Source organism: Micromonospora sp. R77 (genome assembly GCF_022747945.1).
Lineage (GTDB): Bacteria > Actinomycetota > Actinomycetes > Mycobacteriales > Micromonosporaceae > Micromonospora.
This window is the reverse complement of the sequence record NZ_JALDST010000001.1, coordinates 6,787,544-6,799,431: the sequence shown is the minus strand read 5'-3', so window position 1 is coordinate 6,799,431 and position 11,888 is coordinate 6,787,544. Positions and strand designations below refer to the sequence as shown.

At 74.3% G+C, this 11,888-nt stretch carries 11 protein-coding genes; 6 read left to right on the top strand and 5 right to left on the bottom strand.

Annotated features, from left to right (window positions below; genetic code table 11):
- Nucleotides 1–40: 40 nt before the first annotated feature.
- Complete coding sequence (locus tag MRQ36_RS31480) at nt 41–580, bottom strand: GNAT family N-acetyltransferase (RefSeq protein WP_242800355.1); 540 nt, start codon at nt 578–580, stop codon at nt 41–43.
- 90 nt (nt 581–670) lie between these two features.
- Here MRQ36_RS31480 and MRQ36_RS31475 point away from each other — a divergent pair, with 90 nt between their 5' ends.
- Nucleotides 671–1,111 (top strand): OsmC family protein, encoded by a 441-nt coding sequence (locus tag MRQ36_RS31475; protein WP_242800354.1) that lies wholly within the window; start codon nt 671–673, stop codon nt 1,109–1,111.
- Nucleotides 1,112–1,165: 54 nt separating this feature from the next.
- On the opposite strand, the gene MRQ36_RS31470 is transcribed toward MRQ36_RS31475, so the two are convergent.
- Nucleotides 1,166–2,083: a hypothetical protein gene (locus MRQ36_RS31470; RefSeq protein ID WP_242800353.1), complete on the bottom strand. Its 918-nt coding sequence runs from the start codon at nt 2,081–2,083 to the stop codon at nt 1,166–1,168.
- Nucleotides 2,005–3,939, bottom strand: coding sequence for a LuxR C-terminal-related transcriptional regulator (locus MRQ36_RS31465; protein ID WP_242800352.1), 1,935 nt, complete (start codon nt 3,937–3,939; stop codon nt 2,005–2,007). Before MRQ36_RS31465 ends, MRQ36_RS31470 begins: the two co-directional genes overlap by 79 nt.
- 161 nt (nt 3,940–4,100) lie before the next feature.
- On the opposite strand from MRQ36_RS31465, the gene MRQ36_RS31460 reads away from it, so the two are divergent.
- Both MRQ36_RS31460 and MRQ36_RS31455 read left to right on the top strand, forming a co-directional pair.
- Nucleotides 4,101–4,679, top strand: coding sequence for a dihydrofolate reductase family protein (locus MRQ36_RS31460; protein WP_242800351.1), 579 nt, complete (start codon nt 4,101–4,103; stop codon nt 4,677–4,679).
- A 31-nt stretch (nt 4,680–4,710) separates the two neighbouring features.
- Nucleotides 4,711–5,190 (top strand): cupin domain-containing protein, encoded by a 480-nt coding sequence (locus tag MRQ36_RS31455; RefSeq protein ID WP_242800350.1) that lies wholly within the window; start codon nt 4,711–4,713, stop codon nt 5,188–5,190.
- Between the two features lie 28 nt (nt 5,191–5,218).
- Here MRQ36_RS31455 and MRQ36_RS31450 read toward each other — a convergent pair whose 3' ends face one another.
- Nucleotides 5,219–5,623, bottom strand: a complete 405-nt coding sequence (locus MRQ36_RS31450) for an MmcQ/YjbR family DNA-binding protein (RefSeq protein WP_242800349.1) — start codon at nt 5,621–5,623, stop codon at nt 5,219–5,221.
- Between the two features lie 198 nt (nt 5,624–5,821).
- Here MRQ36_RS31450 and MRQ36_RS31445 point away from each other — a divergent pair, with 198 nt between their 5' ends.
- Nucleotides 5,822–6,820: an RNA polymerase subunit sigma-70 gene (locus tag MRQ36_RS31445; protein ID WP_242800348.1), complete on the top strand. Its 999-nt coding sequence runs from the start codon at nt 5,822–5,824 to the stop codon at nt 6,818–6,820.
- A 112-nt stretch (nt 6,821–6,932) separates the two neighbouring features.
- Nucleotides 6,933–7,412 (top strand): DUF6069 family protein, encoded by a 480-nt coding sequence (locus MRQ36_RS31440; RefSeq protein ID WP_242800347.1) that lies wholly within the window; start codon nt 6,933–6,935, stop codon nt 7,410–7,412.
- Here MRQ36_RS31440 and MRQ36_RS31435 read toward each other — a convergent pair.
- Nucleotides 7,384–8,904 carry a hypothetical protein gene (locus MRQ36_RS31435; RefSeq protein ID WP_242800346.1) on the bottom strand — a complete coding sequence of 507 codons (1,521 nt, stop codon included), beginning with the start codon at nt 8,902–8,904 and terminating at the stop codon, nt 7,384–7,386. The two genes, MRQ36_RS31440 and MRQ36_RS31435, sit on opposite strands and share 29 nt — an antisense overlap.
- A gap of 309 nt (nt 8,905–9,213) precedes the next feature.
- On the opposite strand from MRQ36_RS31435, the gene MRQ36_RS31430 reads away from it, so the two are divergent.
- Nucleotides 9,214–11,814 (top strand): cellulase family glycosylhydrolase, encoded by a 2,601-nt coding sequence (locus tag MRQ36_RS31430; protein ID WP_242800345.1) that lies wholly within the window; start codon nt 9,214–9,216, stop codon nt 11,812–11,814.
- Nucleotides 11,815–11,888 lie beyond the last annotated feature (74 nt).

The window sequence follows — 11,888 nt, the reverse complement described above, 5'->3', positions numbered from 1 at the left end:
CTGTCCCCGGGGGCGGGCGTCCGCCCCCGGGGACCGCCGGTCACGGTGTCCAGTCCCGCCGCAGCAGGCCGTAGATCACCAGGTCGGCGAAGCCGTCGCCGTCGTACTCGCGCTCCCGCTGGGTGCCCTCGTGAACGAAGCCGCACTTCTGCGCGGTCCGCCGCATGGCGGTGTTGCTGGCCAGCGTCTCCAGCTCCAGCCGGCGCAGGTTGCGGTTGCGGAAGCCGTACCGGCAGAGCAGCCGGACCACCTCGGTCCCGTAACCCTGGCCGCGGGCCTCGGGAAGCAGCGTGACGCCGAGGTGGGCGTACCGGTTGAACGCGTTGATGCCCCACAGCACGCTGCTGCCCAGGAACGTGCCGTCGGCCACGGACTCGGCCAGCAGCGACACCGCGGTCCCGCCGTCCGGCGGCTCGGCTACCTGTTTCTCCAGCCGGGCCCGCACCTGGTCGACGTGGCGGGGCACGAACGGGTCGCCGCCGGTGATCAGGTGCAGCTCGGGGTCACCGTGCAGGCGGAACAGGTGGGACGCGTCGTCGGGGGTGGGCGGGCGCAGCCGGACCCGGTCGGTGGTGAACACCGCCGTGACGCTAACAGCCGGTACGGCGATCATCGACCGGATTCCCGCCCGCCCGGGAGCGTCCCGTCCCGCCTGAGTAGGTTGGCTGTCATGAGTGAGGACACCGTCCGCTCGGTCGAGATCGAGCGCACCAGCGTGGGGCAGTACGTCGTGCGGAACGGGCGCGGCGGGTCGATGTCGATGGGTGCGGGTGGGGACGACAGTTTCACGCCGGTGGAACTACTGCTGGCGGCCATCGGCGGATGTACGGCGATCGACGTGGACCACATCACCAGTCGCCGTGCCGAGCCGACCGGGTTCGCCGTCGAGGTCACCGGCGACAAGATCCGGGACGAGGCCGGCGGGAACCGGATGCAGAACATCCGGGTCGAGTTCACCGTGACCTTCCCGGCGGGGGCGGACGGCGACCGGGCGCGGGAGGCGCTGCCCCGGTCGTTGCAGCAGTCGCACGACCGGCTCTGCACCGTCTCCCGTACCGTCGAACTCGGCACTCCCGTCTCGATCGTGACGGCGACCGGCTCCCCCGGTTGATGACCAGGCGGCTGGCGGTCCGCCGTCCGGGAGGGGCCAGGGCCGTCGGCGTAGCTAGCCCGCAGCCGGCGGCCCGGTCAGCTCGGCCAGGGTCGCCCGCCCCTCGGCCGTCCGCTCCGGGAGCAACAGCAGGGTGCAGGCGTGCTCGAACCGCGCGTCGATGCGTTCCCAGGCCCGCACGGAGGCGACCAATGCGTCCTCGTCGCCGTACAGCCGCCCGGCGGCCCGGCTGAGGCAGGCCGCGGCCCAGTCGTTCTCGGCACCGGTCGGCCCCGCTGCGGCAAGCCGGTCGGCGGCGTCCGGCAGGCCGGCGACGACGGCGAGTTCGGCCGCGGCGGCGCGGGCGTACGGCGCATACCGGTGGTGTGGGTGGTCGTCGAACGCGCGCTGCACCAGCGCCGCAGCACCGTCCAGCCGCAGCGTGTGCAGGGCGACCCGCGCGTCCACGAAGGTGCGGACCGGAAGAAGGTGCGGCACCTGTTCGGTGCCGGGTCGACCGGTCACCTCCAGCGCGCGGTCCCGCCACCGGTGGAAGCCGTCGTCGTCGCCGAGCAGGCCGTGCGCGAGCGCGGCGGTCAGGGCGGCCAGCGACAGCCAGGGCGCGGGCGACGCACCGGCCCGCTGCCACCCGGCCCACATGGTCCCGGCGTGCCCGACGGCCTCGGTGAGCCGCCCGGTCAGGGCGAGGACCGGGACGAGCTTGCTCGCCGAGGCGTACGGATGGTTGCTGATCAGGTCGTCGTGGCGCACGCGGTCGGCGGCGACCCGGGCCGCCGGCAGGTCGCCGGCGGCGATCGCGCAGGACGCCGCCATGTGCACCGCGTCGACGATCTCCACCGCGGCGCGCGGGTCGTCGCGGGACAGCGCCGGCAGCAGGGCGATGCGTTCGCCGCTCACCCGGTGCGCCTCGCGTAGCCGGCCCGCCTTCTCCGCCGCCGTGCCGACCGCCTCCAGGCTTGCGCTGACCAGCACCGGGTCGCCGGCGGCCGGGCGGCCGCGAGCGCGTCGGCGGCGAGCCGGGGATCCGGCTCGCGCCACTTACCGCCGCCAGCCCATGCGTTCCCGAGCGTCAGGGCGGCGGCCACCGTGGGCCGGTTGACCGACCCGGCGGAGGTGGCCTGGTCGAGCAGGTCCCGCAGCCGCTGCTGAGGTATCTCGGCGGCCGGCTCCGAGGGGAACCGGTTGGCCAGCTCCACGGCCCGGGCCAGCGTGATCGCCCGGGCGTCACCGTCACCGGCCGCGCCGGCCCGGTCCGCGGCGGCCAGCAGGTGCCGGAATGGCTGCGGGCTGCGGTTGGTGGCGATGACGAGGCAGTCGGCTGCGTGGCGCAGGTCCGGCACGGCGGTGCCCGGGGTGGGGGCATGCGCGGCGGCGCGGGCGAAATGGTCGGCGGCCTCGAGCAGGAACCGGTGCGCGTACGCGAGGTGCCCGAGCGCGCGGGCCAGCTGATGAGCGAGCGGGTTCGGCCCCGGCGGGCAGTACGTCAACGCCGCCCGCAGGTCGTCGGCGACGGCGGGGAAGTCGTCCCGGCCGTCCTCGGCCCGGCGCCGCCACAGGTCCGCCGCCGTCCCGGCGGCCCAGCGGAGGTGCCGCTCGCGCAGCAGCGGTTCCTCCCCGGCCGCGACGAACTGCTCGGTGGCGAATGCCCGGACGGTGTCCAGCAGGCGCCAGCGGCTGGTCACTCCGTGCTGCTGGACGAGGAGGCTCTTGTCCGTCAGCCGGCCGAGCAGGTCGGCGACCGCGCCGGGCCCGACCTGACCGACCGCCACCGTCTCCGGCCCGACCTGACCGACCGCCACCGCGGCGGCCAGGTCGAAGCTGCCGGAGAAGACCGCCAGGCGTCGGAACAGCCGGCGCTCCTCGTCGTCCAGCAGGTCGTGGCTCCAGCCGATCACCGCCCGCAGGGACCGGTGCCGCCGGTCGGGCCCGCGCCCACCTGCCAGCAGGCGCAGCACGTCGTCCAGTGCGGCCAGCAGGCCCGCGGGGCCCAGTGACGCGCTGCGGGCGGCGGCCAATTCGATCGCCAACGGCATCCCGTCGAGGCGGGTGCAGAGTTCGACGACGACCGCCGGATCCGGGTCGAAGCCGACCTCGGCCGCCCGGGCCCGGTCGAGGAACAGGGTGACCGCGTCCGTCCCGAGCGGCAGCGGCGCCACCGGCACGACCTGTTCCCCCGGTACGGCGAGCCGCTCGCGGCTGGTCACCAGCACGGTCACCTCCGGACAGGCCGACAGGATCCGCTCCACGAGACTGGCCACCGGGTCGAGCAGGTGCTCGCAGTTGTCCAGCACCAGCAGGCGGCGGCCCCGGCCGAGGCGATCCGTGATCGCGGCCAGCAGCGGCTGCTGGACCTGTTCGGTGACCCCGAGCACGGTCGCCACGGCCTGGGCCACGAAGTCTTCCCGGACCGGTACGAGGTCGATGAATGCCCCGCCGTGCGGGAACGCCGGCGCCGCTGCGGTGCCCACCGCGACCGCCAGCCTGGTCTTGCCGACCCCGCCGGGACCCAGCAGGGTCACCAGCCGGTGCTGGCGCAGTGCGGCGAGCACCCGGTCGCGTTCGCGTTCGCGTCCCACGAAGGCCGTGCGTGGGTCGGGCAGTCCGGCCAACCGGGCCGGGGCGGGGGCGTCGGACGGCAGTTCGGCGGCGGTGAGGTCGAACCGGTCGGCGACCCCGAACTTGCGCAGCAACGACGACACGTGGCTCTCCACGGTGCGTACCGAGATGAACAGCCGCTCGGCGATCTCCGCGTTCGACAGGCGCAGCCGCAGCAGGGCGAGGACCTCGGCCTCGCGCCTGGACGGTCGTTCGGTGGTCGTACCGGGCACGCCACCATTGTCCCGGACCCGCACCCGAGGTACGTGCCGGCTTTCCGTACCCCGATCCGTGTCGCCACGGATGTCCGTCGCCCCCTCCGGCGCGCAGGCTGGTGTCCGTGCAGACAGCAGGCCGGCAACCAGGCCCGGCCGGCACGAGCGGGAGGACCAGCATGAACGACAGCGCGAACCGCAGGGTGGTCGCCTCGACCTACGTCTCCCTCGACGGGGTCATCGCGAACCCGCACCTGTGGATGCTCTCCCACACGACCGAGGAGGGGCAGCGGTACGCCCTGGAGCAGTTGTTCGACAGCGACGCCCTGCTGCTCGGGCGGGAGACCTACGAGGGGTTCGCCCAGGCGTGGCCGAGCATGCCCCGCGATGAGGCCGGCTTCGCCGACCGGATGAACAGCCTGCCGAAGTACGTCGTCTCGACGACGCTGGAGCGGGCCGACTGGCAGAACTCCACCATCGTCGCCGGGGACGTGGTCAAGGAGGTCACGGAGCTCAAGCGCCGGCCCGGCAAGGACATCCTCATGTACGGCTTCGGCCGGCTCGCCCGCACCCTGCTCGCGCACGACCTGGTCGACGAGCTGCGGTTCTGGGTGCACCCGATCCTGGTGGGCCAGGGGCGGGTGGAAGACGGTGACCTGCTGTTCCGGCCCGACGGCGCGGCGGACCTGCGCCTGGCCGGGCAGACTGTGCTCAGCTCCGGCGTCGTCATCCTGCGCTACCAGCCGGCGGGACGGTAGCCGGTCGAGTCGCGATGAAGGAGCGCAGCAGATGACGTACCCGCCGCCGCGTCACCTCGGAGCCACGGGGGAGACCAGCGCGACCTGCCGCAGGGCCGACACCGCGCCCGACCTGCGCCACGCCGACGGCGGCGGGGCGCACTACCTGGCCACCGGCGCCACCACGAACGGTCAGTTCGGCCTCTACCGCTGGGACATGGGCCCGGCGCCCAGCGGTCCGGGGCCGCACTTCCACCGCAGCATCTCCGAGTCGTTCTACGTCCTGCGTGGCACGATCCGGATCTACGACGGCCAGAGCTGGATCGACACCGGACCGGGTGACTTCGTCCACGTGCCCGAGGGCGGGGTGCACGCGTTCCGCAACGAGTCCGGCCGGCCGGCGTCGATGCTGCTGCACTTCGCGCCGGGCGCTCCTCGGGAGGGGTACTTCGAGGGTCTGCGCGACCTGGCGGCGCTGAGCGAGGAGGAACGGACCGCGTTCTTCCTCCGCCACGACACCTACTGGTGTTGAGCGGACGACACGCCGTGCCCGGCCGGTGTCATCCTCCGGCGTCCCGGGAGTCGAGCCGGGCAACCCTGCGTGGCCCGGCCGTACGGCGGTAGCTGGCGTCGAGCAGCTCCTCGATCTCGTCCCAGTCGGTGTCACCGGTCAGGTCCACGCCGACCCACCCGGCGACACCGAGGTAGGCCGGCACATAGCAGCGCTCCTCCGCCAGCAGCGCCGTACGCTCGTCGGGGTCGACCAGCACGAGCACCGAGTGGTCGTGCGGCCGGTAGACCCCGTCGACCTTCAAGGATCCGCCGTAGTAGGCGAAGACCTTGGTGGTGAAGAAGGTGGGACGCCCGTGCGAGATCTTCTCGGCCGCGTCGGGGAAGGCCAGGGCGAGCGCCCGCAGCCGGCCCAGGAGCGGGTCCGCCTCGTCGAACATGATGGGGTGCGGCATGTCAGAAGGTAAGCACACGGTGGACGGCGGTGTCGTCCCCGCCGCGCTGTTCCGGTGACCCCGAGGGCGATCCGATCGCCGGCCCGCAACGCGTCACCCGGCCCAGGGCGACGATCCCCTGCTGCCCGGGTGATGAGTTCTCGTGCCCGCACCCGTCATACCGGGTGACGGGACACCACGAGAGACAAGGATGACCGGATGAGTGCGGACACGCGGCGAAAGGAGCGGGGCGTGAGCAGTCCGGACCGGCTCGACGAACCGGCGTTCTCGGGGCTGGCGCAGCAGCACCGACGGGAGCTGCACGTGCACTGCTACCGGATGCTCGGGTCGTTCGAGGACGCCGAGGACACCGTGCAGGAGACGTTCCTGCGGGCCTGGCGGCGGCGGGAGACCTGCGCGGGGCGGTCGACGTTCCGGGCCTGGCTGTACCGGATCGCCACGAACGCCTGCCTGGACCTGCTCGCCAGGTGCCGCCCGGAGCCGGCGACCGGCGGCGAGGTGCGGTGGTTGCAGCCCTACCCGGACCGGCTGCTCGACGAGCTGCCCGCGGGCGACGCCGACGCGCCGGAAACCGTCGCCGTCGCGCGGGAGACGATCGAGCTGGCGTACCTGGTCGCGGTCCAGCACCTCGCGCCGCGCCCGCGGGCGGTGCTGATCCTGCGGGACGTGCTCGGCTGGCCGGCGAAGGACGTCGCGGAGCTGCTCGGCGACTCCGTCAACTCGGTGAACAGCGCGCTGCAGCGGGCGCGCGCCGGCATGCGGGAGCACCTGCCCGCCGAGCGGCAGGACTGGACCGGCGGCGAGGGGGACGCCGGCACCCGCGAGCTGGTACGCCGCTTCACCGACGCCAGCGTGGCCACGGACGTCGCAGGGCTCGCCGCGTTGCTGCGGGACGATGTCCGCTTCTCGATGCCGCCCACGCCGGGCCTGCACGTCGGCCGCGACGCAGTGGTGAAGAACTGGGTCGACGACGGTTTCGAGAGCCTGACGGGTCTGCGGGCCGTCCCCACCGCCGTGAACCGGCAACCCGCTGTCGCCTTCTATCACTGGCGGGAGCGCGACGGCGCGTACCTGCCGCTGACGATCGACGTCCTGCGCGTCACCGGCGGGGCGATCAGCGAGATCGTCATCTTCCACGACGACCAGTTCGCGCGACTCGGGCTGCCGGAGCGCCTGCCGGCGGACGGCACGCGGTAGGCCCGGTGCGTACGCCCACGCCGCCCGCGGGGTACGCGGCGCGGTGGCGCGACGCGTCCGGCGTCGCCACCCGGCACCTCGTACCACCGGCGACGAACGACGGAGGACCGACATGGACAGCAGGAACGACACCGGGGTGGTCGCCGGCCCGGCGCCGGGCCGGACCAGCCGCAGCCACGGACTCCGTGGGCTCGTCGGCATCGGCCTCGGCGCCACGCTCGTGGCGATGGCGGCCACCACCCTCGCCGCGGCGGTGGCCCGGGCCGCCGGCGTCGCCTTCGAGATCCCCGATGGTGGCGAACCGATCCCGTTGCCCGGGTTCGCGGTGGTGACCGGCTTCTTCGCGGTCGTGGGCGTCGTCATCGCCGGCGCGCTCCTTCGGTGGAGCGCTCGCCCCGCCGACCGGTTCGTGTGGACGGCGGTGGCGTTGACCGCGATCTCGTTGGTCCCGCCCCTGCTGACCGGGGCGGACACCGCCACCGTCACCGCCCTGCTCGGGCTGCACCTCGTCCCCGCGGCGGTGATGATCCCGATCCTGGCACGCAGCCTGCGCACCCGGGCGCTCAGCGCAGGGCGGCCCGGGCGTCGGTGAGGAAGCTGTCGCGGTCGTCGCCGTAGGCGATCGCCGCGTGGTAAACGGCGTCGATCGCGGCGGCGAGCGGATCGTCGTCCGCCAGGGCGAGCAGGGCGGGGAGTGCGGCGCTCTGCTGGTGAATCCGGGTGACGGTGGATGCGCCGGACGCCGGCCGGTCCCTGCGGAGCGGGACGGTGGTGTGCGGCACCTCGGGATCGGACCGGAGCCGCTGGTACGCGGCGGTGCCGCCCTGCTCGGTGAAGGAAGGGGACAGGGGTCGGCCGGCCTCGGCGTCGGTGAGCGCGTCCGCGATCCACCCGATCCGCTCCAGGCCGGCCACCCGCATCGCGCGGCGGGCCGCCCAGCAGGCGGTCCCGCGCTGGCGGGCGGCGGGCAGCGCCTCGATCCGGTCGAGCAACGGGCGGTCCGTCCGGGCCAGGGACCGTGCCTGGCCGAGGAGCCCGCGGACCCGGTCCGACGGCGGGGCACCTCCCCACTGCTCGGCCTCGTGCTCGGCCTGCCGGCGGCGGACCTGCTCGGCCAGCGCGGTCGCCTCCGCGGCCTGCCGGCGCACCGTCTCCAGCCACGGATACGACCCCGGCGCGTCGAGCAGTTGGTCCCAGAGCACGCCGAGGGCGAAGGCGTGCCGGCCCAGCACGCCCTCGTGCCGCAGCGTGCAGCCGTCCGCCCCGACGGTCAGCCGGACGGTGCTCGGCTGGTCGTCCGGCAGCGTGGCCGGCGGTTCCGGGAAGATCGGCTCGTCGGCGGCGGCCCACGACCAGCGGACGGTCCCGGCGTCGATCCGTTCGAGCCGGACCGCGAGGTCGCCGGCGGGCAGCACGCCCACCGACACCTCGACCGGCGCCGGCCGGTGCCGGACCACCGTCACCCGGGACAGGTCGGCCTCGTCCTCGGAGGGGTCGGACAGCAGCCGCGAACCGTGGGACGGGCGCGGCACCAGTGACAGCATCGCCCACTCGGCGGCCTTCGCCGGTTTCGGCTGCCAGCCGCGGGCTCCGGGGTCGGCCAGCACGGTGCGCCACGGCATCTCCTCGGACACCGCCCAGACGTGCAGCTCGTGCTGCTCGGGCGGGTCGTCGTCGGTGCGTACGGTCTCGTGCAGACGGTCGCGGGCGTGCACCCGCACCCGGATCAGCCCGCGCGGGACGGCGACGTCGGTGAGCGCCGGCGCGCTGCCGCCCATCAGGCCGGACACCGACAGCCGTCCGCCGGGACACCAGAGGGTCGCCTCACTGATCGCGTCCCAGTCGGCGTCGACCTGCGCCGGCGGCCCGGGCAGGACGCGGACGCGTGCCTCGATCGGGCCGGTGTGGATGCCGCAGAGGCCGGTGAGCTGGCTGGGGCCACGGATGTGCAGCAGGTCGTCGCCGAGGGTGTAGACATCCATGCCGGACGCGCCCGGCACCGCGAACACGTCGTACTGGCAGTAGCTGACGGACAGCCGCGCCCACTCGGTCGACAAGCCGTGAGCGGCAGGCAACTCGTCCACCCCGCAGATCCTACGGGCGTCCTCGTCGGCCCCGGGAGGCCCCGCAGCGGCGGGCCGGACAGCGCGGGCAGGCGGGCCGGTTGTCGGCCAGGGATGTTAACCGATTCAGTTTGCGTGTCGCCGCGGCCGGCGCTGCGCCGGCCGAACCAGCGGCCCGTTTCCGGATCGATAACGTTCGAATAACGCGCCGTTTCCCGCGCTTGACGGCCGGTTTCTTAACCGGTTCAGTGATCCGGGACGGCGGCCGGGCATCGATGCGTCGCCGTTCCGGCGCCGCCGGCCCCGGCGGCACAGCTGCGGAGGTTGACAATGACACTGCGCATCCGCCGGACCGCGCTCCTCGCGGTCCTCGCGGTACTGGCGACAACCGTCCCGTCCGCCGTACCGGCAGGCGCCGCCGACCGGCAGCAGCCGGCCGGCACGCCGTCCGCACGCGGCGAGGCGGCGTTCGTGGTCCGCGACGGCACCCGGCTGAGCCTCGCCGGGCGACAGTTCCGGTTCGCCGGACCCAACGCGTACTGGCTGGGCCTGGACGAGAACGTCGGCGGCGTCGACCCGACCGACCCGCCGGCCGTGGACCACCCCACGTACTTCCGGATCCGGGACGGGCTGACCACGGCGAAGCGGATGGGCGCCACGGTGGTGCGTGCCCACACCCTCGGCGTGTCCACCGGCGACCCCCGGTCGCTGGAGCCCGACCTCGGCCGGTTCGACCCGGCGGCCTTCGACCGCATCGACTACGCGATCGCCGAGGCCCGCCGGCAGGGACTCCGGCTGATCATCCCGCTCACCGACAACTGGCAGTACTACCACGGCGGCCGGTACGACTTCCTGCGCTGGCTCGGCCTGAGCACCGACAACGACGGCGCCCTGTTCTACACCGACCCCACCGCCCGCGCGGCCTTCAAGCAGTACGTCCGGACGCTGCTCACCCACGTGAACCGCTACACCGGGACGGCCTACACGGACGACCCGACGATCATGGCGTGGGAGCTGGGCAACGAACTCAACGGGATGACCGGCGACTGGGTCGACGACACCGCCGGCTACGTCAAGGGTCTCGCCCCTCGGCAGCTCGTCGCGGCCGGCAACCAGCACGGGGTCGACCCCGCCGTCCTGGCCTCCCCGTACGTCGACATCAGCGACTCGCACTACTACCCGCCCACCGCCGCGGGCATCGCGGCGGACGCCGCGGCGGCCACGGCGGCGGGCAAGGTCTTCATCGCCGGCGAGTACGGCTCCGGCCAGGCCACCGACGACCTGCTGGACCAGGTGGCGGCCGACCCGAACGTCACCGGCGCGCTGTTCTGGTCGCTCTTCCCGCACCACGACCACCACGGCTTCGTGCCGCACGGTGACGGCTTCACCGTCCACTATCCGGGTGACACGCCGGCGATGCGGCAGGCGGTGGCGGCCCTGACCCGCAACGCCTTCCGGATGTCCGGCCGGCCCGCGCCGGCGGTGACCGGTGACCGACCGCTGCTGACCGCCATCGACGCCGAGTACGGCATCAACACCCTGCGCTGGCGGGGTACGGCGGGTGCGGCCGGCTACCTCGTGCAGCGGCGGGCCCCGGGCGGCAGCTGGGCCACCGTCAGCGGCGCCGAGCCGTTGACCGCCGCCGACGCTCCCTGGTTCGACCTGACCACCCCCGCCGGCACCGTCTCCTACCGGGTGGTGGCCGTCGACGCCACCGGGGCCGCGGTAGCCGTCTCCGCGCCGGTGACCACCGACCCGACCAGCGACCGGGTGGTCGACCCGCTGGAGGACTGGTTCGTCAGCGCCGGTCACAGCGACTCGCTGCGCCGCGCACCGGCCGGTGAGGGCGTCCTGATCGCGCCCGCCCGGGGCGTGACGGGGGAGCTGCGCTATCGGCGCAAGGGCCTCACCGCCGCCACGATCACCCTCGCCTCCACCGGTCGGCCCGGTGCGGTGGTCGAGGTGTCCGCCGACGGCACGACCGGCTGGCGTCCCGTGCGGCCCCGGATCGACCGGGTCGGCGACCACCGCTACACGCTCTCCGTCGCCGGACTGCGCCAGGTGGACGGGGTACGGGTGGTGTGGCGGCGGGACGCCCGGTTCGCGGTCACCTCGGTCGCGCTGTCCAGCCGGTCGGACGCGGTGACGACCGGCGCGCCGGGACCGTTCGGGCTGACCGAACCGGCGCCCGACGCCACCGGGGTGAGCCGGCTGGCGGCGCTCGACTGGTCCGCCGCGCCGGGGGCCGCGTACTACTCGCTGACCGTCTCCGTGCACGCCGACCTCAGCGCGCCGCTGGTCGCGGTCTCCGGTCTGCGTACCCCCGGTTTCACCCCCACCACGGCCTGGCCCGCCGGGAGCACCCTGCACGTGCGGATCACCGCCACCAACGGGTACGGCGCCACCACGGCGGACGCGTCGTTCACCACCCGCGCCGACCTGCCCGGCGTGGTCGTCGACGACTTCGACACCTACCCGTCGGACGCGGCGCTGGCCGCCGCCTACCCCCGCAACACCGGTGGCGACCCGATAACGGCGACCCTCGCCCCGGCCGGTGAGGGCAGCGGGCACAGCATGCTGCTCGGCTGGACGCCCGGTACCAGCGGATACGCGGGCGTCATCCACAACCTGCCGACCCCGCAGGACTGGCGGGGCACCACCGGGCTGCGGATGTGGGTCCGGCCGGGCGGCGACGGGCAGCAACTGACCGTCCAGTTCGTCGCCAACGGGTTCTTCTGGGAGCGGACGCTGACGTTCAGCGGCACCGGAGCGCGGGTCGTCGAGCTGCCGTTCGACACCTTCGCCCCGCCGCCGTGGGCCACCCCCGGCCCGCTCGACCTGGGCGCGGTCACGCAGCTGTCGCTCTACCCGGGCGGCGCGGCCGGCGCGGCAACCCTCCAGCTCGACTCCATCAGCGCGTACGCCTCGTGAGGTGCGGGCGCCGGGTCGGCAGCCGCCAACGCGGTGTCCGACCCGGCGCCCGACCCCGCCGGCGGGCGCTGCCC